The sequence below is a fragment of the Aquitalea magnusonii genome (genome assembly GCF_003202035.1).
Classification (GTDB): Bacteria; Pseudomonadota; Gammaproteobacteria; order Burkholderiales; family Chromobacteriaceae; genus Aquitalea; species Aquitalea magnusonii.
On sequence record NZ_QJKC01000007.1, the window covers coordinates 162,969 to 186,245 of the forward strand.

Consider the following 23,277-nt stretch of genomic DNA (forward strand, 5'->3'; position numbering starts at 1 on the left):
CCTATCCACCTTGTGAAAATGATAGCCGCCAGCAGATCCTGCTGCGGTGAGCCGCCCAGGCAGGCACCCAGCGGCGCAAGCGGCTCAGCCCGCGGCGGCCAGTTCCAGCTGGCGCACCCGTTCAAACAGGCAGACGGTAGCCGCCATGGCCACATTCAGCGACTCGGCATGCCCCGGCATGGGAATGCGGATGCGGGCATCGGCCAGTGCCAGCAGCGCCGGTGACACGCCGGCACCTTCATTGCCGAACACCAGCGCCACGGCACCGGTCAGGTCCTGGCTGTACAGCGAGCTGCTGCCCTCCAGATAGGTCACCAGCTTGCGCCCGGCAAAGCCACGCATGGCCTGCGCCAATTCGACCTGTTCATGAATGCTGAGCACAAAGTGCGCCCCCATGCCGGCACGCAGCACCTTGGGCGAATAGACATCGACACAGCCTTTGGACAGCAGCACCTCGCGCACGCCGGAGGCGGCAGCACAGCGCAGGATGGTGCCCAGATTGCCAGGGTCCTGAATATCTTCCAGCAGCACCCGCGCCGCCGCGGCAGCCGGGGCCGCCGGTTGTGGCCGGGCACACAGGGCCAGCAGCTCGGGCGGGGTGGCCAGGGCACTGGCCTTGGCCATGACGGGCTCCGGCAGGATGGCCAGCGCACAGCTGGCCGGCAAGCTCGCCAGCAGGGCTGCCACCTCGGCATGGGCCAGCGCCTGGGCATTGACATAGACACGCTGCGGCAGCAGGCCGGCCTCAAGACAGGACTGGATAAGATGAATGCCTTCCAGCACCATCAGGCCCTGCTTGCGCCGCTCGCGGCTGTTTTGCACCAGCCGCGCCAGCTGTTTGACTTCGTCGTTATGGGGAGAACTTATGGTTTTACCGGTGTACTGCATGCATCAATGGTGCGGCGTCAGCCTGGCCACCAGTTCCTTGAAGCGGTGATAGCTGGTGTCGTCGATGTTGCGGCCGCTGCGGCCATTGTCGACATAGAACACCCCGGCCAGCCGATGGCCCAGATACAGGCTCATGATGGCGAATTCGCTATCTCCGATATGTTCGAAAAAATCATCCTCGTACTTGCGCACCAGCTGGTTGCGCACACTCTCCGGCGCATGGAAGCTTTGCGCCTTGCTGCTGAGCAGGGCAAGAAAGCTGCCGGGTTCCAGCTCCAGCGGCAGCTTGCGCAGGGCGTGGCCCTCGGCCAGCCCCACCTGGTATTTCAGACGCAAGCTGTGGCTGTCGTGGTCGTAGCGGTAAAACAGTACCCGCTCGAATTTCAGGTCATTGGACAGGTGACGGATGGACTCGCGTATGCCCTGTTCCAGCTGGTCGGGACTGGTCAGCACGGCCGCTTTTTTCAGCTCAGGCCGCTTGTATTCGCCCTCGATCAGCAGAATGGAACGTGCCGGGTAGGTATAGGCCGCGGCACGCGGCTGCCGTGCCACCGACAGACAGGCCTGCACCACGCCCAGATAGACCTGCTGCGGCGTGGCCCCGATCAGCTTGGCAACCAGGTCCAGCCCCACATTCCATGATGAGCGCCACCAGCCCTGCTCCAGCGAGTTGGCGGTGGCCATGGCCAGCTTCAGCAGCTGTTTGCGTTTTGACGGTGCACCGCTCCCCAGCAGATTCAGCAGCCCCGCAGGCAGCGGCATGGCCAGGACAAACTGCTCCAGCACCTTGGAATAGTCGCTGCCGAAATGGTCAGCCACTTCCTGCAGCAGCGGCTTGTCCGGCAGCTGGTTGCGATAGATCAGGTACAGGCAGGCCGGCAGATTGTAGACCAGCGCAGCGACAAAGCAGTCTTCCACCTTGTGCTCGCCGGAAATCGACAGCCACTCCTTGATGATGAGTGCCGCCACGCGGCTGCGCCCCAGCCAGTCCTCCACCGCATCCACCACCTCGGCATCCAGCTTGTCCGCCACCGGCTGCATGGCATTGAGCTTGCCGAAGCGATGCACCACAGCCTCCAGCCCCATCAGCATCAGCGTCTGCTCGACCGAGGGAATCGACTCATTGCGCTGCAGGGCACGCGAACTGCCCACCACCCGCAGCAGATCGAACAGCAGCAGCGGATCGGACAGGCAGAGATTGGCCAGCTCGGTAAAGCTGATCAGATCATTGTGGCGCGAGCAGGCATCCCTGACCTCGAGCAAGGTGGAGGGAAGAATCGGCCAGCGCCGTTCGGCGATGGACTGAAACCAGTTAGCGAGATCCATGGGGGTGGCACCAGATCAGCAATTCTTTCTGCAGCGGTCCGCCAAGCGGAATCCGGCTATCAGGTTGGACATCGGGAACCATGAAGGTATTGCTCACCAGCACGCTGGCTGGCCGGCCTTCCGCCAGGAACTTGCGCCAGACCCGGGGCATGGGTGCCGGCGACAAGAAGGCATATACCGCGTCATAGTCCCCCCAGTGTTCTTTCCAGAAGCTATGGCAGGCAAAGACCAGCCCGGCCGGACGACCGGCACGCCACCAGCGCAGCCGTGCCAGCAAGCAGCTGCCCCAGGCGTTTTCCAGCGCCAGGATGTGCAGGTCGGGCCGCAAGGCCGCCAGCTGCATGGCCAGGCGACCATCACCGCAGCCCGCCTCCAGCACCCGGGCCTGCGGTGGCAAACAAGCGGCCAGTTTTTCGGCCACTTCATGCGCGGAGCGGTACAGGGGCACACGTTCGGTCAGGGCATTGCGTCCCACGGCAAAAGTCAGCAGCAGGCCAGACAGGTAAACCCAGGCCGGCAAAGCCTGCTGCTGTAGCAAAACGACCGCAGGCACAAACAGGCCGTGGGCAAATTTCTGCCAGCCCGGCAAACGCCAGGCATAACTGAGCGCTACGGCAAACAATGCCTGCAAGATGGCCCATGCTTGCGGCTGTACTGCCGGCGCAATAAAAAACCATGCCAGCAGCGCCGCCAGCAACTGCAGCAGAACAGGACGCAACAAGCGCAGGCGCATCCGGACTTATTCAGCCTTGGCCGGGGCGGCTTCCGCCGGGCCGATCGGGCCGATGGGCTCCTGATTCAGCGCTGGCTTGACCCCGTCGTTCTGGATGGCCTGTTCGGCATCCTTGTTGAGTACCACAATGGTGATACGCCGGTTTTCCGGGCTGAATACATTGCTCTTGATCAGCGGGTTGGCGGCGGCCACCCCCACCACGCGCATCACCTTGTCTTCCTGCAAGCCACCGGCAATCAGCTCGCGCCGTGCGGTATTGGCCCGGTCAGCCGACAGCTCCCAGTTGCTGTAACCCGCCTGGCCATTGCCAAATGGGGTGGCATCGGTATGCCCGGAGATGCTGATGCGATTGGGCAGCTGGTTCAGTTGCTGTGCCAGCTGCTGCAATAATTCACGGGTATGCGGCAGCATGCGCGAGCTGCCGGAATCAAACATCGGACGGTTCTGTTCGTCAACAATCTGGATTTTCAGACCTTCGGGCGTCATTTCCAGCTTCATCTGGTTCTTGTAATCCTTCAGAACCTGACTTTGCTCCACACTCGACTGGATCTTCTGCTGCAGCTTGTCCAGTGCCTGCTTTTCCATCACCTTGCGCTCTTGCTCCTTGGTGCTCTTGTTGACCTGGCCAGCCTTCTTGGTCAGGTCGTTACCACCGCCCTTCACCAGCGAGGTGGCATCACCGGCACCATCGCCACCGGACATGGCCACCTTGAGCGGGGTCTTGAAGTATTCGGCAATGCCGTTGAGCGTGCCCTGCGAGGCCGAACCCAGCAGCCACATCAGCAGAAAGAAGGCCATCATTGCCGTCACGAAGTCGGCATAGGCAATCTTCCAGGCACCACCATGGTGGCCGTGCCCGCCTTTCTTGATGCGTTTGACAATAATGGGGCGTTGCGATTCGTCTGCCATGATCTAACCCTGTGCGCCTTATTTCTTGGCTTGCTTGACGTGATCTTCCAGTTCCTTGAAGGAAGGACGATCCGTCGAGGTCAGCACCTTGCGGCCAAACTCTACGGCCACCTGCGGCGCATAGCCATTCAGGCTGGCCAGCAGGGTCACCTTGATGGTCTGGAACACGCGGGTTCCGTCACCCAGCTTGAATTCGAGAATGCTGGCCAGCGGACCGACAAAGCCATACGCCAGCAAAATACCGAGAAAGGTCCCCACCAGGGCATGGGCAATCAGCATGCCCAGTTCGGAAGGCGGCGCCCCTACCGATTCCATGGTGTGCACCACCCCCATCACGGCGGCCACGATACCAAAAGCCGGCAAGCCATCGGCCAAGCCCTTCACGGCACTGACCGGCACTTCGCCTTCGTGATGATGGGTTTCGATTTCCACATCCATCAGGTTTTCGATTTCGAAGGCATTCAGATTGCCCCCTACCATCAGCCGCAGATAGTCACAGATGAATTCCACTACATGGTGATCGTGCAATACCGCCGGATATTTGGAGAATACCGGGCTGGACTCCGGGTTTTCCACATCAGCTTCCACCGACATCAGACCTTCCTTGCGCACCTTGGACAGGATTTCAAACAGCAAGGTGAACAGCTCCATGTAGAAAGCCTTGTTATACGGTGTGCCCTTGAACACGGTAGGCATGGCCTTGACCGTAGCCTTGAGCGGAGCGCCACCATTGGCCACCACGAAAGCGCCGATGGCCGCACCGGCAATCATGACCACTTCCAGCGGCTGCATCAGGGCTTCGACATGCCCGCCCGCCGCCACGAAACCGCCCAGCACGGAGCCGAGAATGATGAGATAGCCGATTCCGACAAACATTAGCTTGATCCTGTAATTGTGATTATCGCGACGGCAGCCTGCGTCCCCGCCTGCAAGCATACACTGTCAAAAGCTGGCAGTGCCCCAATGCGCAAGGATAAACGCCACCTGCCCATCTGAAAAGCAGGAGTACTGCATCACTGTGCCATACGGCTTGTCTGCGCGCAGCGGCACAGACCCCCGACATCGCCACGGCAGCCCGAATAATAGCATGGCATGTCGGGCTTGCAGTCTGGCGCACTCTTCTTTTGTAGCCGTGTGCCGCGCCCTCTGCCAAGGCGATGATGGCCGGAACTGACGCAAAAAACGGGCCGCCCAGGGGGCGACCCGTTTTTACACGGCATGCGGCAAGGCCGGATCAGACCAGACCGCGCTCTTTCAGCTGTTTCTCGAACTCCACCATGCACTTGGCAGCCGTTTCCAGCATCTGGTCGATTTCTTCCTTGCTGATCACCAGCGGCGGTGCGGAGACGATGTGATCGCCGCAGGCACGCATGATCAGGTTGTTCTTGAAGAAGATATCGCGACACAGGGTGCCGATTTCACCAAAGTTGGGGAACAGTTCGCGCGTGGCCTTGTTCTTCACCAGGGTGAAAGCCTGAATCAGGCCCACGCCGCGCACATCGTCCACATGCTCGAACTGGCCAAATACTTCACGCCAGCGTTTTTGCATATAGGGGCCGGTGTCGTTCTTGACGCGATCAACAATGCCTTCGTCACGCAGTGCCTTGACATTGGCGTGGGCCACGGCAGCCGCCACCGGGTGACCGGAGTAGGTGAAGCCGTGGTTGAAATCACCGCCCTCGGCCAGGGTAGTGGCCACCTTGTCGTTGAGGAATACCGCGCCAATCGGCTGATAACCGGAGGACAGACCCTTGGCGGTGGTGAAGATGTCCGGGGTAAAGCCGAATACCTGCTGACCAAACCATTCGCCGGTACGACCAAAGCCGCAGATCACTTCATCCGCCACCAGCAGGATGTCGTATTTCTGGCAGATGCGCTGGATTTCCGGCCAGTAGGTGGACGGCGGCACGATCACGCCACCGGCACCCTGGATCGGCTCGCCCACGAAGGCAGCCACCTTGTCGGCACCCACTTCCAGAATCTTGTCTTCCACCCACTTGGCGGCAGCCAGGCCAAACTCTTCCGGCGTCATGTCCTTGCCGTGCTTGTACCACCACGGCTGTTCAACATGCACGATGCCCGGAATCGGCAGATCGCCCTGTTCGTGCATATAAGTCATGCCACCCAGGCTGGCACCGCCGATGGTGGAACCGTGATAGCCATTCCAGCGGCCGATCAGGGTTTTCTTGTCCTTCTTGCCTTTTACATCCCAATAGCGGCGCACCATGCGGATCATGGTGTCAACGGATTCGGAGCCGGAGTTGGTGTAGAAAACGTGTTTGAAGCCTTGCGGTGCCACTTCGGCCAGCAGGTGGGACAATTCCACCACGGCCGGATGCGTGGTCTTGAAGAAGGTATTGTAGTAGGCCAGCTGTTCCATCTGGCGCTTTGCCACTTCCGGCAGATCCTTGCGGCCATAACCGATATTCACACACCACAGGCCGGCCATTCCGTCGAGAATCTTGTTCCCTTCGGAGTCGTACAGATAAATGCCATCGGCCTTGGTGATGACGCGCGCACCCTGCTCGTTCAGCGAGTTGGTATCGGTAAACGGGTGCAGATGGTGTGCTGCATCCAGTTCGCGCCATTCGGTCGTAGTACGTTGGTTCTGCATAAAAGCTTCCTCTCTACTATCTCTCCAGCCCCTGCGGGGCTTATTGTTGGGCTGGCCGGAATCGGCCAGCCTCAGGCTGCAACATTGATGTTTCAAGACAAGGTCCGCCCGGGCCTTGCGATCAAGATGCCTGCTGCGACTGCCACTATCCGGACGCCCGGCATGCCGGGCGTCCGCTGCCGACCCCTGCGGACCGGCAGCACTCACCTGAAACGTTTTTTTATACGTGCAGCAACAGGAACTTGCGTTCCCACGGGCTGATGACGCGGAAGTACTCGGAGAATTCCTTCTCCTTCATGCCCAGGTACATCTTCACGAAATGCGGGCCCATCACTTCCGGAATATCCGGGCAGGCGGCCAGACGCTTGAGCGACTCTTCAGCACCATGCGGGAACTGGAAAGGCAACTCGTAAGCATCAGTGGACATCGGCTCACGCGGCTTGATCTTGTTGACGATACCCAGGTAGCCGCAGGCCAGGGTGGCCGCCATGGCGATATACGGGTTCACGTCCACGCCGGGCACACGGTTTTCCACGCGGCGGGCGGCCGGGGAAGAATGCGGTACGCGCAGGCCGACGGTGCGGTTGTCATAGCCCCACTCCACATTGGTCGGCGCAGCGGTATACGGGCTGAGGCGACGGAAGGAGTTCACGTACGGGGCAAAGAACGGCATCACTTCCGGGATGTAGTGCTGCATGCCGCCGATGAAGTGGAAGAAGATGTCGGACGGGCTGCCATCTTCATTGGTGAACACATTCTTGCCGGTGTTCTTGTCGATCAGGCTCTGGTGCATGTGCATGGCCGAGCCCGGTTCGTTTTCCATCGGCTTGGCCATGAAGGTGGCGTACATATTGTGACGGAAGGCTGCCTCGCGCACGGTACGCTTGAACAGGAAGACCTGGTCGGCCAGATCCAGCGGGTTGCCGTGCAGGAAGTTGATTTCCATCTGGGCGGTGCCGATTTCATGAATCAGCGTGTCCACTTCCAGATTCTGCGCATGGCAGTAGTCGTAGATGTCCTCGAACAGCGGGTCGAATTCGTTCACCGCATCGATGGAGTAGGAACGACGGCCAAACTCGGCACGGCCGGTACGGCCGATCGGTGCGGTCAGCGGGATGTCCGGATCCGGGTTCGGCGACATCAGGTAGAACTCCATCTCCGGCGCCAGTACCGGTTCGAAGCCCAGTTCGTCAAACAGGCCCAGCACGCGCTTGAGTACGCTGCGCGGTGCCACGTCCACCAGCGAGCCATCGGCGCGGTAGCAGTCGTAAATCAGCTGGGCGGTGGGGTCGGCAGCCCACGGCACAAAACGCAGGGAGTTCGGATCCGGCGTCAGCACCATGTCCGGGTCGGTCAGGTCCAGCATGCTGTCGTCCGGATAGTCGCCGGTCACCGTCTGGATCAGTACCGCTTCCGGAAGACGCATTTCCGGGTCGGAGACGAATTTGTCCTTGGGGACGATCTTGCCGCGTGCCACGCCGGTCATGTCCGGGACGATGCACTCGACTTCCGTGATGCGATGTTCTCGCAGCCAATCATTGATTTGGTTCATGTTTTCCTCTACTTCCATAGTGGCCGGTGAACCGGCTCTGGATGACGTGCGATTCAGCCCTGACGGCTGGCACGACGCGCGCGGCAAGCGTCACCGAACGCGTTGAAAATGGCCATGGACACCGGGTTTTCCCAGTATTTCCATTCAGGATGCCACTGCGCGCCATAGGCAAAGCCCTTGGCATCCCTGACCCGGTATGCTTCCACCAGCCCGTCATCCGCCACGCCTTCCGCAATCAGGCGGTCGGCCAGACGTTTGATCCCTTGCTGGTGCAGCGAGTTCACCCTGACTTCATCCTGCCCCAGCCAGCTCTTGAGCAGGCTGTCCGGTTGCAGGTGCAGGGCATGTGCCAGACCATACATCTCATCCAGATTCTGAGTATCCGGCTCGCGATGATCGCTAAAGCCTGGCTCTTCCTGTACGTGCTGGAAAAGTTCGCCGCCCAGTGCAACATTGATTTCCTGGAAACCGCGGCAAATACCCAGAAGCGGGATGCCTTCTTGCAGAAGAAGGTCGATGAGCGGCAGCGTGGTTGCATCACGCGCCGGATCATGAAGTGTTCCCTGGCGGCTGGCAGCGCCGCCATAACGATGAGGCTCTACATTGGACAGTGAACCAGGCAACAGCACACCGTCCACAAACTTGAGATATTCGCGCAGCGGCGCTGCATCACCCAGCGACGGGATCAACACCGGAATACCACCCACGCCACCTGCGGCAGCTGCAATGTATTTCTCGCCAACCGCATGAAATGGCAGACCGCCCACCATTTTCACATCACACGGAATGCCGATAATCGGTTGCTGCATAAGGACCTCGTTGACTCGATTGGAGAAACCGCACACGCGGTTCCCGACAGGTTGCCAGCGGCTGCACACCACGGCCTGGCTGCAGCCTGGTACCGCGCCTGTCCAGTGTGACTCATGTCCGGCCATAGCGGCCACAAGAAACTGAACAGAAGGAAGTACCCATCATGCTGTCCGGCAAACCATGACGGACAGCATGAATGCTATCATCGCACAAACCAAGGTTTGATCAAATATACTGTTGCAGATGTTTAAAAAAATCCACAACACCCTTGATTCCTGAGGCTGATTCTGGCTATAAACTCCAAAACATGCAAAGAAATTTGATTTTGCAGCGCAACAACAGATGCAGGATACGATCAAAAACCATATGATGGAACGTCTAAAATTATTAACATAGATGGAAGCAGCCAGATGGATGTAGGCGCACGATTGAGAGTGGTCAGAGACCGGTTTGGTCTGTCACAACGCGAACTTGCCAAGCGGGCAGGCGTCACCAATGGCACGATCTCCCTGATCGAGCAGAATCGCGTCAGCCCGTCGATCAGCTCCTTGAAGAAGGTACTGGAAGGCCTGCCGATGACCTTGGCGGAATTTTTCACTTTTGATGTAGAGCCGCAACAGCCGCGCGTGTTCTACCAGGCAAAAGAACTCCCCAATCTGGGCAATGATCAAATCAAGCTGCTGCTGGTCGGCACCGCCCATGAACGGCGCGATATCGCCATTCTGAAAGAGCACTACGAACCGGGTGCCGACACCGGCCCCGACATGCTGATGCATGAAGGCCAGGAAGGTGGCGTCATCATTGCCGGTTCGATTGAAATCACGGTCAACAACGAAACCCGCATTCTGGGTCCGGGCGACTCTTACTATTTCGACAGCAAACTGCCGCATCGCTTTCGCAACATCGGCAATGAAATCTGCGAAATGGTCAGCGCCAGCTCGCCGCCCACATTCTGATTGACGGTCGCCAGCAACGAGCAACCGGAATCACCTTACATAAATATCAGGAGAAGACCCATGGCGCGTACCCATGCAGAGTGGAAACAGCTTGCTGCACAACTGAACATCGAAGGCCGAGCCTTCATCAACGGTGCCTACACCAGCGCCGCCGATGGCAAGACCTTCGATTGCGTCAATCCGGCCAACGGTCAGAAACTGGCGGACATCGCCAGCTGCGGCGAAGCCGAGGTCAACGCTGCCGTGACCGCTGCTCGCGCCGCCTTTGATTCCGGCAAATGGTCGGAACTGGCGCCACTGGCTCGCGGCAAGATCCTGAAACGCTTTGCCGCGCTGATTCGCGAACATGGCGACGAGCTGGCGCTGCTGGAAACACTGGACATGGGCAAGCCGATTGGCGACTCCACCACGGTGGATGTGCCGGGTGCGGCTTACTGCGTGGAATGGTTTGCCGAAGCCATCGACAAGATCGGTGGCGAAGTGGCGCCGGTCGATCCCAAGCTGGTGGGCCTGGTGACCCGCGAAGCGATTGGCGTGGTGGCTGCGGTGGTGCCGTGGAACTTCCCCATACTGATGGCCAGCTGGAAATTCGGCCCTGCCCTGGCAGCGGGTAATGCCGTCATCGTCAAGCCGTCGGAAAAATCCCCGCTCACCGCCATCCGCCTGGCGCAACTGGCCAAGGATGCCGGCATCCCGGATGGCATCTTCCAGGTACTGCCCGGCGCCGGTGACGTCGGCAAGGCACTGGCCCTGCACATGGACGTGGACTGCCTGGCGTTTACCGGTTCCACCGGCGTGGGCAAGCTGATTGCCGGCTATGCCGCGCAATCCAACCTCAAGCGTGTCTGGCTGGAACTGGGTGGCAAGTCGCCGAATATCGTGCTGGAAGACTGCCCGGACATTGCCAAGGCTGCCCGTACCGCAGCCGGCGCCATTTTCTTCAATATGGGGGAAATGTGTACCGCCGGCTCGCGCGTGCTGGTACAGCGCAGCGTGAAAGAGGCTTTCCTGGCCGAGTTCAAGAAGGCTGCCCAGGGCTGGTTCCCCGGCGATCCGCTGGACCCGGCCACCAGCATGGGGGCCATTGTCGACAAGATCCAGTACGACAAGGTGCTGTCCTATGTCGACAAGGGAATCAGCGAAGGTGCCGGCCTGATCTGCGGCGGCAAGGCCGCCCACACCGACAAGGGCCTGTTCATCGAGCCGACCGCCTTTGATTGCCAACGCCCGGACATGACCACCTGCCGCGAGGAAATCTTTGGCCCGGTGCTGTCGGTGATCACCTTTGACACCCTGGACGAAGCCATTCGCATCGCCAACGATACCGAGTATGGCCTGGCCGCTGCGGTATGGACTTCCAATGTCAGCACCGCCCACCAGGTTTCGCGTCGCCTGCGCGCCGGCACCGTGTGGGTCAACTGCTACGACGAAGGCGGCGACATGAACTTCCCCTTCGGCGGCTTCAAGCAGTCGGGCAATGGCCGCGACAAATCGCTGCACGCGCTGGAAAAATACAGTGAGCTGAAGAGCACGCTGATCAAGCTGTAATACCGGCCTGGCCGCTGTGATTGGCCCCCAAAGAGCCTTTGCGGTTTGCAAAGGCTCTTTTTCCATGGTGCTGCTCCCGGCACTCAGATCTGGTACTGGTAGATGATGCTGGTCTGTTTTTCTGCCAGTTCAAGCAGGCTGACAGAATTTTGGGCCACGCCTGCGGCTGTCTCGGAGGACTCTTCAGCCATCTGCACCACATGTTCGATCTGGCGCGAGATATTATTGGCGGACGCCCGCTGCTCCTGAATGGTATTGGCAATCTCCTCCACCATCTTTACCGTCTGGGCCGTCGCACTACCGATCTTGGCAATCGCCTGATCCGCATCATCCGCCCGGAGCACGCCCACACCGGTCAGCTCCTCGGCAATCCGCATCTGCTCGGTGGCCATGCTCGATTTCTCCCGCATGGCATTGATGGTTTGCGATATCTCCTGCGTCGAAACAGAGGTTCTTTCCGCCAGCTTGCGTACCTCATCGGCAACAACCGCAAAACCACGCCCCATCTCTCCGGCTCTGGCTGCTTCAATTGCCGCATTCAGGGCCAGCAGATTGGTTTGATCGGCGATTTCCTTGATAACCTGCACAATGGTATTGACGTTACCGCTATAGCTTTCCATGGCACGGATACTCTCGCCGGACTGCCCGACTGCACTGGCTATATCGTGAATATCGCGAATGGTCTGCGAAATGGTTGCCGAACCCTGATTGGCCAAGCGCCCGGCTTCGTGCGCCAGGCTGCGCGCATCAGCACTGCGGTCGGAAATATTATTCACGCTTTGTGTCATTTGCCTGATCGAGGCTGCCATGCTGGCAGATGACTCGCTTTGCTGGCCGGAAGCTGCAGACACTCTGCGTGCAGACTGGCTGACTTGCTTTGAAGCGACGATGACATCCTGCGCACTGGCCTGCATTTCACTGAAACTGCGATGCAGATTCTTGATCAGCTCATTGATGTAGTTGAATGTTTCACTGACCTCATCCTTGCCATGACGCGAAAGCCGTACCGTGAAATTTTTATCCTTGCTCAAAGCAATAATCACGGTTTTTATTTCTTGCAGGCCACCAATAACAGAACGATAGACCCCCCAATAGATGACCGCAAGCACACACAAGGCAGTGATTGCCACCGACATTAAGATGACTTTATTTCTTGCGGATACCTTTTCATCCTGGTCCTGAAAGTCGGCCGCCAACTTGACATTGTAGGCAACATGCGCCCGAATGGCCTGTAAAAATCCTTCCGCTGCCTGTTTGATATCACCGGCCAGAAAACGATTAATGGCAATATCCCGGCCGGCCTGATCTTTCTCGCCGGCAATGGCCGCATGAATACGCTGCACATAGTGCTCAAATGTCATCCTGTCTTTTTGCAACAAATTCCGGTCAGCCTCATCGTAGATATCATTCTGACCATAGCGATACAATGCAGCGCTTACCCCCTTTTCAGCCTGACTGATCATTTCCATTGTCTTGCCTCGGTCTGTCGTGGTAACCGACAGCGCGGTCTGATTCACCGCGGTGCGCAAATTGACAAATGAATCGGTTGCAGCATTCAAATCCTTGACCGAGGGAATCAGATTACTCAGCGCACCCACCAGGCGACCATCCGCTTCCCTTTCAAAATACATGGCCATGAAAACCAGGGTAATGATCACCATGACGGAGAAAAAGATGGCCGCCAGTAATTGGGATGACAGTTTCATCTTGAACACCTGTATTTAAGCGGTTAATCATTTCTTATAGCATCAGCCAATACCGATAAACAGGAAGACAAAACTGTTGACAGATGTCATTTAGAACGGGAAGTTGACATGACGCTCTCGCATTCATCTTCTAAAATGATCCACCCGAAAATAAGCCTGGCCATTACCCGAATGGTATCGGGATGGGATCAACCGCGGATTGCAGCATATCGGGCCGGCCATTGCCGGCAGGCATAAAAAAAGCGCTTCATTCGAAGCGCTTTTCACTGCCCACAACGGGGAGGCCAAGCAGCCAGGCCAAACGCCCGGCATCAATATGGTGACGCTGGCTTGGCTTATCCCTGCGCCACCATCTCAAGCGCCAGCGCCTCGGCCACGCGAATGCCATCCACCCCGGCGGACAGAATGCCGCCAGCGTAGCCAGCGCCCTCGCCGGCCGGATACAGGCCCTTCACGTTCAGGCTTTGCAAATCTTCGCCACGGGTAATGCGCAGCGGCGAGCTGGTACGGGTTTCCACCCCGGTCAGCACCGCATCGTGCATGTCATAGCCGCGGATTTTCTTGCCGAATTCCGGCAGCGCTTCGCGCATGGCGGTAATGGCGAAATCCGGCAACGCGCTGGCCAGATCGGTCCAGTGCACGCCAGGCTGGTAGGAAGGTTCCACCGATCCCACCGCCGTGGAGGCACGCCCCGCCAGGAAGTCGCCCACCAGTTGCGCCGGTGCTTCGTAGGTGCTGCCACCCAGCACATAGGCGTGGCTTTCCAGCGCGCGCTGGAAGGCAATACCAGCCAGTGCACCACCCGGATAGTCTTCCGGGTTGATGCTGACCACCAGGCCGGAGTTGGCATTGCGCTCGGCGCGCGAATACTGGCTCATGCCATTGGTGACCACACGGCCCTCTTCCGAGGTGGCCGCCACCACCTGCCCGCCCGGACACATGCAGAAGCTGTACACCGCACGGCCATTGCTGGCGTGGTGTACCAGCTTGTAGTCAGCCGCCCCCAGAATCGGGTGGCCGGCATATTTGCCCCAGCGCGCCTTGTCGATCATGGTTTGCGGATGCTCGATACGGAAGCCCACCGAGAAGGGCTTGGCTTCCATGAACACGCCACGCTGATACAGCATTTCGAAAGTGTCGCGCGCACTGTGACCGAGGGCGAGAATGACATGATCGGCTTCGATCTGGCTGCCATCGGCCAGCGTCAGGCCACGGATATGACCCTTGTCGATGTGCAGATCGGTCACGCGCTGCTGGAAGCGGATTTCCCCGCCCAGCGACTCGATTTCCGCGCGCATCTTTTCCACCATGCTGACCAGGCGGAAAGTGCCGATATGCGGCTTGGCGATGAACAGGATTTCCTCCGGCGCACCGGCTTTGACGAACTCGGTCAGCACCTTGCGCCCCAGATGGCGCGGGTCCTTGATCTGGCTGTACAGCTTGCCGTCAGAAAAAGTACCGGCTCCGCCCTCGCCAAACTGCACGTTTGACTCCGGATTCAGCACATTCTTGCGCCACAGGCCCCAGGTATCCTTGGTACGTTCGCGCACCTTCTTGCCGCGCTCCAGCACGATGGGCTTGAAGCCCATCTGCGCCAATACCAGCGCTGCCAGCAGGCCACAGGGGCCAAAGCCCACGACGACCGGGCGCTTGCTCAGCGTGGCCGGAGCCTGGGTGACAAAGTGATAGCGGGTATCCGGCGTGGGCAGCACATGCGGATTGCCCTTGAAGCGGGCCAGCAATTTGGCCTCGCCTTCCACTTCCATATCGATGATGTAAGCCAGGCTCATCACACCGCGGCGCGCGTCATAGCTGCGCTTGAATACGGTGTAGCTTTTCAGGTCGGCCGGCTTGATGCCGAGAAAGGCGACAATGGCGTCGCCGAGTTCTGCTGCGCTGTGATCCAGCGGCAGCTTGAGTTCGGTAATGCGTAACATGCTGATTCCAATGCACAGGTTGCTGTCTATTCAACAAGGGCCGTATTGTAGGAGGGACGCCCGCCAAAAGCAAAACCGGCCACCAGGGGCCGGTTTTGCACAGAAGAAAACGGGCTTAGTCGCGGAAGTTGTTGAACTGCAGCGGTACGCCGTTTTCCTTGTCATCGGCAATTTCCTTGCGCAGCAAGGCGATGCATTCTTGCAGCAGGTCGCGCTTGGCGCCGGACACCCGTACCGCCTCACCCTGGATGCTGGCTTGTACTTTCAGCTTGGAATCCTTGATCAGCTTGACGATCTTCTTGGCCATTTCGGTTTCCAGGCCTTCCTTCACGGTCAGCACCTTCTTCACCTTGTTGCCACTCACTTTTTCCAGCTTGCCATATTCCAGGCTGCGCACATCGACACCGCGCTTGGACAGCTTGCTGACCAGGATATCGTTGACCTGGTCCAGCTGGAATTCGGCGTCGGCATACAGGGTGACTTCCTTGTCGGTCTGCTCGATACGGGAATCGCTACCCTTGAAATCGTAGCGGGTGGACACTTCCTTGTTGGCCTGCTCGATGGCATTGCGCACTTCTACTTTATTGACTTCGGAAACAATATCAAAAGACGGCATGGGACTGGTCCTGTAAGGCAGATAAGGCTGAATCGGGCAATTTTAGTGGCTGCGCCGGCCCTTGTCACTCGTCAGCCCGGTGGCTGCCCTCGCCCAGCCGGGCGCGCATGGCTTCCACTTCCTGCAGACGGTCGCTGATGGCCGCCCATTGCCGGGTGTTGAGGGCGGCGATGACGGCATCCACCAGCAACATCAAGGGCGTATTGGTATCCCAGCCGGAAGGGCCGGCGGTGTGGGCCGCCAGGGTAAAGCGCGCCACCCGCGATACCGGTGACAGCCACTGGTCGGTAAACAGCAGGACGCTGACCTTGCGCTGCGCGGCCATCTCGGCAATGTGCAAGGCGCCATCCCAATAACGGCGGATGTCGAAAATCACCAGCACATCATGCTTGCCCATGTCCACCAGCGAATCGGCCCAGCTGGATGGCACGCCGCGCAGATGCACCACGTCGGCGCGCACCACTTTCAGGTGGTGGCACAGATAGGCCGCCAGGGGATCGGTCAGCCGGCCGCCCAGCAGCCAGATGCGGTTCTTGCGCTCGCCCAGCAGGTCCACCACGCCATCGAACTCCACCCGCGGCAGATGCGCCACCGTTTCCTGCATCAGCTGGGTGATGCGCGCCGCGTAGCTGACCAGAAAATCACTGTCGCCCTGCAGCTGGGCCGGGTCGTGGCGCACCAGTGGCGACTGCAGGCGGATTTCCAGCTCATCCCGCAAGGCGGTCTGAAAGGCGGTGTAGCTGTCGAAGCCCAGCTTGCTGATCAGGCGCAGCACGGTCGGGCCACTGACATCCGCCCTGAGCGCCAGCTGAGCGATGGTTTCCAGCCCGGCCACCGGGTAATTCGCCAGCAGCACCCGCCCTACCTTGCGCTCGGTCGGGGTCAGGGTTTCAAACAGCACGCGCAGTTCTTCCGCGATGGACCGGCTATTACTCACAGGCTTCTCCGCAATCAGGCACTGGCTGACAAGTACCTGTTATCAATGGCCGGCAACAAGGCGCAGCCAACCTTCACCCGGCAATGATAGCAGTCCACAGCGCCAAAACGGCACTGTGGCATTGCTTCCACATTGCACAGCACAATCTAATTTTTATTACATTTTTATCTTGATTGCTGTTTTTCTAACGAACAATACTAGCCGCAACAGGAGAAGGAATCCCCCTGCCACCCACCCAACACCAGCGCAAGGAGCAATCATGGATGCTCGGCATGTAAAGACAATGGCAGATTTGAAGACCCTGATCGAACAGCGCCAGCTACGGCAGATCAAGGTTGGCCTGGTTGATATCGATGGCGTGATGTGCGGCAAATACATGTCGCGTGACAAGTTCCTGTCCTCGCTGGAGGGCGGCTTCGGCTTCTGTGATGTGGTGTTCGGCTGGGACGTGGGCGACAAGCTGTACGACAACACCCTGCTCACCGGCTGGGGCCGTGGCTATGGCGACGCGCAGATCCGGCTGATTCCCGAGTCCTGTCGTGAACTGCCTCTGGAAGACAATATGATCTTCGTGCAGGGCGAGGTGGTGGGCCGGCTGGAAGGGCTGTGTCCGCGCGGCGTACTGCGGCGGGTGGTGGAACGGGCTCGCGCCATGGGCTTTGAGCCGATGGCTGGCTTCGAGTACGAATTTTTGGTCACTGACGAAAGCAATGCCGCCCTGCAAGACAAGCTGTACCAGAACCCCAAGCCGCTGGGCAGCGGTGCTTTTGGCTACTCGGTTTTGCGCAATTCGGTGAATACCGACTTTTACCGCGGCCTGCTTGATTTGTGCGAGCAGATGAATATGCCGGTAGAAGGCTTTCACGAAGAAACCGGCCCCGGCGCCCTGGAAGCCGCGCTGACGGTGGACAAGGCGCTGACCGCCGCCGACAACGCGGTGTGCTTCAAGACCTTCTCTAAGGTGCTGGCAGAAAAACAGGGGCGCATGATCTGCTATATGGCCAAGTGGAACGAAGAACACTCCGGCCAGGGCGGACACATCCATATCTCGCTGAAGAACCGCGACGGCCACAGCGCCTTTCACCAGAGCGGGCGCGATCACAATATCAGCGACACCATGCGCCATTTCATTGGCGGCATTCAAAAACTGATGCCGCAATTCATGAGCCTGGCCGCCCCCACCATCAACAGTTTCCGCCGGCTGGTGCCGGGTTACTGGGCGCCTACCAGCGCGCTATGGGGGGTGGATAACCGCACTGTGGCCATCCGCGCCATTCCGGGCAGCAGCAAATCGCAGCGGGTGGAATACCGCCTGCCGGGTGCCGATACCAACCCTTATCTGGCGCTGGCCAGCGGGCTGGCTGCCGGCCTGTACGGCATCGAAAACAAGATCGAGCCAGAAGAGCCGGTCACGGCCAATGGCTATCTGCTGCAAGCCCCGCCCCATCTGCAACTGCATCGCACCCTGTGGGACGCCGCCCAGGCGCTGCGCGCCTCGGCCGCCGCCCGCGACTGGTTTGGCGATGATTTTGTCGACCACTTCGCCGCCACGCGCGAGTGGGAAGAACGCGAGTTCCAGCGCCATGTCACCGACTGGGAATTGAAACGCTACTTCGAGATCATCTAAATGAGCACATCCTATTCCGTCATCTCCCCCGTCGATGGTGCCATCCTGCTGGAGCGCCCCTACTCCACGCCCAGCCAGACCCAGGCCGTACTGGATGCTGCCACGGCAGCACAGCGCGGCTGGCGACATACCCCGCTGGCCGAACGCAAGGCGCTGATCGGCAAAGCGGTAGACTGGCTGGTGGCCCACCAGGACGCCTGTGCCGAAGCCATCACCCGCCAGATTGGCCGCCCCATCAGCCAGTCACCCGGTGAGGTGCGCGGGCTGGAAGAGCGCGCCCGCCACATGCTGGCTATTGCCGAGGAAGGGCTGGCCGACATCCACCCCGCCGCCAAGCCTGGTTTCCAGCGCTTTCTGCGCCGCGAGCCACTGGGCACGGTACTGGTGCTGGCGCCGTGGAATTACCCCTTCCTCACCGCCATCAACACCATCGTGCCGGCGCTGGCTGCCGGCAATACCGTCATCCTCAAGCACTCCTCGCAAACCCCGCTGGTGACCGAGTTGTTCCAGCAGGCTTTTGATGCGGCCGGCCTGCCTGCCGGGGTATTCCAGAGCCTGCAGCTGGGCCATGCGGCCACCCTGCGGCTGGTGGCCGCGCCGCAGATCGATTTTGTCGCCTTTACCGGCTCGGTGGCTGGTGGCCGTGCCGTACAACAAGCCGCCAGTGAACGCTTTATCGGCGTGGGGCTGGAGCTGGGCGGCAAGGACCCGGCCTATGTGCGCGCCGATGCCGACCTGGCCAGCGCCATCGAAAATCTGGTGGACGGTGCCTTTTTCAACTCCGGCCAATCCTGCTGCGGCATCGAACGCATCTATGTTCACCGCAGCCACTACAGCGCCTTTGTCGATGGCTTTGTCGAACTGACCAAGGCTTACCGCTTTGGCAACCCGCTGGATGCCGCCACCAACCTCGGCCCCATGGTACGCGCCAGTGCTGCCGCCTTTGTGCGCAGCCAGATTGCCGATGCCGTCGCCGTAGGGGCGCGGGCGCTGATTCCAGCCGGGCACTTTGCTGCCGATGCCGTAGGCACGGCCTATCTGGCTCCGCAAGTCCTGGTAGACGTGCACCACGGCATGAGCGTGATGCGGGACGAAAGCTTTGGCCCGGTCATCGGCATCATGCCGGTGGATTCCGATGAGCAGGCCGTGGCCCTGATGAACGACAGCGCCTATGGCCTCACCGCCTCGCTGTGGACGCAGGACCGCGAAGCCGCCATCCGCCTGGGCAATGAGATTGCCACCGGCACGGTATTCATGAACCGCTGTGACTACCTGGACCCTGCCCTGGCCTGGACCGGGGTCAAGGACACTGGCCGCGGCATTTCGCTATCCGTGCTGGGTTATCAGCAGCTCACCCGTATCAAATCCTTCCATCTCAAGGGGTAAAGCATGCAACTGCAAGGTAACTGGAACTATCCGACCAGCATCCGCTTTGGCGCAGGCCGCGCCAGCGAGCTGCCCGCGCTGTGCCAGCAACTGGGCATGCGCCGCCCGCTGCTGGTCACCGATCCTGGTCTCGCCCGGCTGCCACTGGTGGCCCGCCTGCTCGACTATCTGGCATCCGCCGGCATGGACGCCCATGTATTCAGCGATATGCGCCCCAATCCGGTAGGCCGTGATGTCTATGCCGGGGTCAATGCCTACAAGGAGGGCAAGCACGATGGCGTGATCGCGGTAGGGGGCGGCAGCGCACTGGATGTGGGCAAGGCCATTGCGCTGATGGTGGGGCAGGACCGTCCGCTATGGGATTTTGAGGACGTGGGCGATAACTGGCTGCGGGTGAATGTGGCCGGCGTGGCGCCCACCATTGCCGTACCGACCACCTCCGGCACCGGCTCGGAAGTGGGCCGTGCCTCGCTGATCATTGATGAAGAAGACCACCGCAAGGTCATCATCTTCCACCCGTCCATGCTGCCCAGACTGGTGCTGGCCGACCCGGAACTCACCGCCGGCCTGCCCCCGCAGCTGACCGCCGCCACCGGCATTGATGCGCTGGTGCACAATCTGGAAGCCTATTGCTCGCCCACCTACCACCCGCTGGCGCAGGGCGTGGCGCTGGAGGGCATGAAACTGGTGCACGACTGGCTGCCCACCGCCTATGCCGATGGCAGCCATATCGAAGCCCGCTCGCACATGCTGGCCGCCTCCATCATGGGCGCCACCGCCTTCCAGAAGGGACTGGGCGGGGTACATGCCCTGGCGCATCCCATCGGGGCGGTGTTCGACACCCACCACGGCCTGGCCAATGCCATCCTGCTGCCCTATGTGCTGGTGCGCAATCGTCCGGCCATTGCCGACAAACTGGCCGCTGCAGCCCGCTATATCGGCCTGGCCGACAGCAGTTTTGATGGTTTCCTGGCCTGGATACTGCAGCTGCGCAGCGACCTGGGCATCCCGCACAGCCTGGGGCAGATCAACATTCCGGCAGAACAGGCCAGCGAGATCGGCCGCATGGCCAAGGCCGACCCCAGCGATGGTGGCAATCCGCTGCCGCTGAGTGCCAGCGACTACAGCGCCATCTATCTGGCTGCCGTGCAAGGCCAGCTGCCATGAAGCCCCCGCTCATCGGCCTGACCACCTACCCCGCCGGCCAGGGCCATGGCTATCACACCCCGGTGGACTACGTGCATGCGGTGGTTCGCGCGGGCGGGGCGCCGGTACTGCTGCCGCCCGTGGGCGCTGCCGCCATCGACAGCTGGCTGGATGCGCTGGACGGCGTGGTGCTGATAGGCGGCGGCGATATCGACCCGGAACTGTTCGACGGCGGCGATCACCCCACCATTTACAACCTCAGTCCGGAGCGTGACCACACCGAAACCGCGCTGGCCCGAGCCCTGCTGCAACGCAAGCTGCCGACACTGGCCATCTGCCGTGGCTTGCAGATTCTCAATACCGTACTGGGCGGGACACTGCACCTGCATTTGCCGGATGTGGTGGGCGAGGCGGTGGAGCACCGGGTGGCACCGCGCGACCCCACGCTGCACCGGGTCAGGGTGGCGGCCGACTCCTGCCTGGCCGGGCTGCTGGGCAGCACCGAAGTGGCCACCAAGTCCTGGCACCACCAGGCCATCGACCAGCCGGGCCAGGGCGTGCAGGCTGTGGCCTGGGCTGCCGATGGCGTGATCGAGGCCATCGAGGTGGCAGGGTTTCCGCAATTGATTGCCGTGCAGTGGCATCCGGAATTATCTGCACGGGAAGACAGCAGCCAGCAAGGGCTGTTTGATGAGCTGGTCCGCATGAGCAGCAAACGCAGTCACTAAAGCCGACAGCAAGAGCGGCAGGTATTGCCGCGCATTCCCGGCAACACGGGCGCGCAGGGCGCCGCGCAACAGACACGGACAGAAGGCAGATGGGTATGGCTCTTGCCGCCACGGCAAGGCCGGACGCAGGCCGCGCTGTTGCCCGCCGTCTGCCGCGGGCGCAGCAAAGGGTGAAGTCTCAGCACAGTGCATTTTCATACAGTGTAGGTCAACACATGCAAGAGGATCATCATGAACCGAGATCAGCACGGCTCCGCACCGCAGGGTGAGGACGAGAAACTGTTACACAGCATGGGTTACGCTCAGGAGCTCTCCAGGCGCATGAGCGGCTTTTCCAACTTTGCCATTTCCTTTTCCATCATCTGCATACTGGCTGGCGGCATCACCGCCTTTCCCGCCGGCATCAGCGCTGGCGGCGGTGCTTCCATCGGCATAGGCTGGCCGGTGGGTGCGCTGTTTGCCAGCATCGTGGCCGCGGCCATGGCCCAGATCGCCTCCGCCTACCCCACCGCCGGCGGGCTCTATCACTGGTCGTCCATTCTGGGTGGCAAGGGGCTGGGCTGGGTAACCGCCTGGATCAATCTGCTGGGGCTGATCTTCGTGGTGGCCTCGGTCAATTTCGGCGTATACGACCCCTTTTTCAAAACCCTGATCGCCCCCCTGCTGGGCATCAATCCAGACCATCTCACCTGGACCGAGCAGACGCTGTTCCTGACCGGCATCACGCTAAGCCAGGCCTGGCTGAATCACCTGGGCATCAAGCTCACTACCCGGCTGACCGACATGTCCGGCTATCTGATCTTTGCCATCGCCCTGCTGCTGACGGTTTCACTGCTGGCCTATGCACCGGGCCCGCTGGATTTCTCGCGCCTGTTCACCTTTACCAACTTCAGCGGAGCCGACGGCGGCACCTGGCCCAAGACCGACAGCAGCCTGATGCTCTTCCTGTCCGGCCTGCTGCTGACCGTCTACACCCTTACCGGCTACGACGCTTCGGCGCATACCTCGGAAGAAACCCACCAGGCCGCGCACAATGTGCCCAAGGGCATCATCCGCTCGGTGCTGTGGTCGGCCCTGTTCGGCTACATCCTGATCTGCACCTTTGTGCTGGTGCTGCCAAACATGCAGGCCGGGGTCAAAGCCGGCATGGGCTTTTTCGACCTGCTGCTCAGCAGCCTGCCACCGGCACTGAAAGCGCTACTGGGGATCGGCATTTTCCTGGTCAACTATCTGTGCGGCCTGGCCTGCCTGACCTCCACCTCGCGCATGATGTATGCCTTTGCCCGTGACGGCGGCCTGCCCTTCTCCCACCAGTTGAAACAGGTCCATCCCGTACACCGCACACCGGGCCTGGCCATCTGGGTCAGCGCCATCCTGGCCATTGTCGCCACCCTGTATGGCGATGCCTTTACCGTGCTGTCGGCCGGCTCTGCGGTATTCCTGTACATTTCTTACATCCTGCCCACCACGGCCGGCCTGTTTGCCGAAGGCAAGAGCTGGACTCACAAAGGCCCTTTCAGCCTGGGTGCCGCCTCCAAGCCGATTGCCCTGCTGGCCACCATTGGCGGTGCCATCCTGGCCTTTGTCGGCGTACAGCCACCCAATGAGAAGGTGCTCTACCTCACCATCGCCCTGCTACTGGTCTTGCTGTTCTTCTGGTTTGTGTTGGGGGTGCGCAAGCAGTTCAAGGGGCCACCGGTCGGCGAGCGCATCCAGAAACATCAGGCGCATATTCGTGAAATTGAAAACGCGCTGGACAAGACCGCCTGAGCCGGCGATCACCCAGTACAACGGCCATGCCCGGCATGGCCGTTTTCATTGGGATGGGCTGCGGTGAAATCACCTGGCCACGGCGAAG

At 60.3% G+C, this 23,277-nt stretch carries 19 protein-coding genes; 7 read left to right on the forward strand and 12 right to left on the reverse strand.

Going from position 1 to position 23,277, the window contains the following annotated elements:
- Window positions 1-84 precede the first annotated feature (84 nt).
- The 8 genes from DFR38_RS09410 to DFR38_RS09445 all read right to left on the reverse strand — a co-directional run bounded on the left by DFR38_RS09410 (window position 85) and on the right by DFR38_RS09445 (window position 8,831).
- Window positions 85-888 carry a TrmH family RNA methyltransferase gene (locus tag DFR38_RS09410; protein WP_110313319.1) on the reverse strand — a complete coding sequence of 268 codons (804 nt, stop codon included), beginning with the start codon at window positions 886-888 and terminating at the stop codon, window positions 85-87.
- A 3-nt stretch (window positions 889-891) separates the two neighbouring features.
- The gene (locus DFR38_RS09415; RefSeq protein WP_059287323.1) at window positions 892-2,214 is read right to left on the reverse strand and encodes an HDOD domain-containing protein; all 1,323 of its coding nucleotides are present in this window, start codon (window positions 2,212-2,214) and stop codon (window positions 892-894) included.
- Window positions 2,201-2,935, reverse strand: a complete 735-nt coding sequence (locus DFR38_RS09420; RefSeq protein WP_239688816.1) for a class I SAM-dependent methyltransferase — start codon at window positions 2,933-2,935, stop codon at window positions 2,201-2,203. The genes DFR38_RS09415 and DFR38_RS09420 overlap by 14 nt, the downstream gene beginning before the upstream one ends.
- Before the next feature lie 18 nt (window positions 2,936-2,953).
- Window positions 2,954-3,856: a flagellar motor protein MotB gene (gene motB / locus DFR38_RS09425; protein ID WP_059287321.1), complete on the reverse strand. Its 903-nt coding sequence runs from the start codon at window positions 3,854-3,856 to the stop codon at window positions 2,954-2,956.
- Window positions 3,857-3,874: 18 nt separating this feature from the next.
- Window positions 3,875-4,732, reverse strand: a complete 858-nt coding sequence (motA, locus tag DFR38_RS09430) for a flagellar motor stator protein MotA (protein ID WP_059287320.1) — start codon at window positions 4,730-4,732, stop codon at window positions 3,875-3,877.
- Window positions 4,733-5,090: 358 nt separating this feature from the next.
- Window positions 5,091-6,470, reverse strand: a complete 1,380-nt coding sequence (locus DFR38_RS09435) for an aspartate aminotransferase family protein (RefSeq protein ID WP_059287319.1) — start codon at window positions 6,468-6,470, stop codon at window positions 5,091-5,093.
- Between the two features lie 220 nt (window positions 6,471-6,690).
- Complete coding sequence (locus DFR38_RS09440; protein WP_103523626.1) at window positions 6,691-8,022, reverse strand: glutamine synthetase family protein; 1,332 nt, start codon at window positions 8,020-8,022, stop codon at window positions 6,691-6,693.
- A 53-nt stretch (window positions 8,023-8,075) separates the two neighbouring features.
- The gene (locus tag DFR38_RS09445; protein WP_059287324.1) at window positions 8,076-8,831 is read right to left on the reverse strand and encodes a gamma-glutamyl-gamma-aminobutyrate hydrolase family protein; all 756 of its coding nucleotides are present in this window, start codon (window positions 8,829-8,831) and stop codon (window positions 8,076-8,078) included.
- Between the two features lie 429 nt (window positions 8,832-9,260).
- Here DFR38_RS09445 and DFR38_RS09450 point away from each other — a divergent pair, with 429 nt between their 5' ends.
- The gene (locus DFR38_RS09450) at window positions 9,261-9,788 is read left to right on the forward strand and encodes a cupin domain-containing protein (RefSeq protein WP_233170427.1); all 528 of its coding nucleotides are present in this window, start codon (window positions 9,261-9,263) and stop codon (window positions 9,786-9,788) included.
- A gap of 60 nt (window positions 9,789-9,848) precedes the next feature.
- On the forward strand, window positions 9,849-11,336 hold the full coding sequence (locus DFR38_RS09455) for an aldehyde dehydrogenase (RefSeq protein WP_110313320.1): 1,488 nt from the start codon (window positions 9,849-9,851) through the stop codon (window positions 11,334-11,336).
- An 83-nt stretch (window positions 11,337-11,419) separates the two neighbouring features.
- Here the strand turns inward: DFR38_RS09455 and DFR38_RS09460 are convergent, their stop codons facing one another.
- From DFR38_RS09460 to DFR38_RS09475, 4 genes are all read right to left on the reverse strand, one after another.
- Window positions 11,420-13,042, reverse strand: a complete 1,623-nt coding sequence (locus tag DFR38_RS09460) for a methyl-accepting chemotaxis protein (RefSeq protein WP_110313321.1) — start codon at window positions 13,040-13,042, stop codon at window positions 11,420-11,422.
- Window positions 13,043-13,377: 335 nt separating this feature from the next.
- Entirely contained in the window at window positions 13,378-14,979 is a 1,602-nt protein-coding gene (locus DFR38_RS09465; protein ID WP_110313322.1) for an NAD(P)/FAD-dependent oxidoreductase, read from the reverse strand.
- 115 nt (window positions 14,980-15,094) lie between these two features.
- Entirely contained in the window at window positions 15,095-15,595 is a 501-nt protein-coding gene (locus DFR38_RS09470) for a YajQ family cyclic di-GMP-binding protein (protein ID WP_059286473.1), read from the reverse strand.
- Between the two features lie 64 nt (window positions 15,596-15,659).
- The gene (locus DFR38_RS09475; RefSeq protein ID WP_059286474.1) at window positions 15,660-16,532 is read right to left on the reverse strand and encodes a MurR/RpiR family transcriptional regulator; all 873 of its coding nucleotides are present in this window, start codon (window positions 16,530-16,532) and stop codon (window positions 15,660-15,662) included.
- Window positions 16,533-16,815: 283 nt separating this feature from the next.
- Here DFR38_RS09475 and DFR38_RS09480 point away from each other — a divergent pair, with 283 nt between their 5' ends.
- From DFR38_RS09480 to DFR38_RS09500, 5 genes are all read left to right on the forward strand, one after another.
- Entirely contained in the window at window positions 16,816-18,159 is a 1,344-nt protein-coding gene (locus DFR38_RS09480; protein WP_244909894.1) for a glutamine synthetase family protein, read from the forward strand.
- Window positions 18,160-19,545: an aldehyde dehydrogenase family protein gene (locus DFR38_RS09485; RefSeq protein ID WP_059287538.1), complete on the forward strand. Its 1,386-nt coding sequence runs from the start codon at window positions 18,160-18,162 to the stop codon at window positions 19,543-19,545. It abuts the gene before it with no gap.
- A 3-nt stretch (window positions 19,546-19,548) separates the two neighbouring features.
- On the forward strand, window positions 19,549-20,712 hold the full coding sequence (locus tag DFR38_RS09490) for an iron-containing alcohol dehydrogenase (protein ID WP_059287539.1): 1,164 nt from the start codon (window positions 19,549-19,551) through the stop codon (window positions 20,710-20,712).
- Complete coding sequence (locus DFR38_RS09495) at window positions 20,709-21,419, forward strand: gamma-glutamyl-gamma-aminobutyrate hydrolase family protein (protein ID WP_110313324.1); 711 nt, start codon at window positions 20,709-20,711, stop codon at window positions 21,417-21,419. The genes DFR38_RS09490 and DFR38_RS09495 overlap by 4 nt, the downstream gene beginning before the upstream one ends.
- A 231-nt stretch (window positions 21,420-21,650) precedes the next feature.
- A complete protein-coding gene (locus DFR38_RS09500) occupies window positions 21,651-23,189 on the forward strand; it encodes an amino acid permease (protein ID WP_110313325.1) in 1,539 nt (512 codons plus the stop codon).
- Window positions 23,190-23,277 lie beyond the last annotated feature (88 nt).

Bases quoted from the DNA above. Each gene is read 5' to 3' on its own strand.
- DFR38_RS09485 (WP_059287538.1), top strand. From the start codon at position 18,160: ATGAGCACATCCTATTCCGTCATCTCCCCCGTCGATGGTGCCATCCTG.
- DFR38_RS09470 (WP_059286473.1), bottom strand. From the start codon at position 15,595: ATGCCGTCTTTTGATATTGTTTCCGAAGTCAATAAAGTAGAAGTGCGC.
- motA (WP_059287320.1), bottom strand. From the start codon at position 4,732: ATGTTTGTCGGAATCGGCTATCTCATCATTCTCGGCTCCGTGCTGGGC.
- DFR38_RS09495 (WP_110313324.1), top strand. From the start codon at position 20,709: ATGAAGCCCCCGCTCATCGGCCTGACCACCTACCCCGCCGGCCAGGGC.
- DFR38_RS09460 (WP_110313321.1), bottom strand. From the start codon at position 13,042: ATGAAACTGTCATCCCAATTACTGGCGGCCATCTTTTTCTCCGTCATG.
- DFR38_RS09490 (WP_059287539.1), top strand. From the start codon at position 19,549: ATGCAACTGCAAGGTAACTGGAACTATCCGACCAGCATCCGCTTTGGC.
- DFR38_RS09435 (WP_059287319.1), bottom strand. From the start codon at position 6,470: ATGCAGAACCAACGTACTACGACCGAATGGCGCGAACTGGATGCAGCA.
- DFR38_RS09500 (WP_110313325.1), top strand. From the start codon at position 21,651: ATGAACCGAGATCAGCACGGCTCCGCACCGCAGGGTGAGGACGAGAAA.
- DFR38_RS09465 (WP_110313322.1), bottom strand. From the start codon at position 14,979: ATGTTACGCATTACCGAACTCAAGCTGCCGCTGGATCACAGCGCAGCA.
- DFR38_RS09480 (WP_244909894.1), top strand. From the start codon at position 16,816: ATGGCAGATTTGAAGACCCTGATCGAACAGCGCCAGCTACGGCAGATC.
- motB (WP_059287321.1), bottom strand. From the start codon at position 3,856: ATGGCAGACGAATCGCAACGCCCCATTATTGTCAAACGCATCAAGAAA.
- DFR38_RS09415 (WP_059287323.1), bottom strand. From the start codon at position 2,214: ATGGATCTCGCTAACTGGTTTCAGTCCATCGCCGAACGGCGCTGGCCG.
- DFR38_RS09445 (WP_059287324.1), bottom strand. From the start codon at position 8,831: ATGCAGCAACCGATTATCGGCATTCCGTGTGATGTGAAAATGGTGGGC.
- DFR38_RS09440 (WP_103523626.1), bottom strand. From the start codon at position 8,022: ATGAACCAAATCAATGATTGGCTGCGAGAACATCGCATCACGGAAGTC.
- DFR38_RS09410 (WP_110313319.1), bottom strand. From the start codon at position 888: ATGCAGTACACCGGTAAAACCATAAGTTCTCCCCATAACGACGAAGTC.
- DFR38_RS09455 (WP_110313320.1), top strand. From the start codon at position 9,849: ATGGCGCGTACCCATGCAGAGTGGAAACAGCTTGCTGCACAACTGAAC.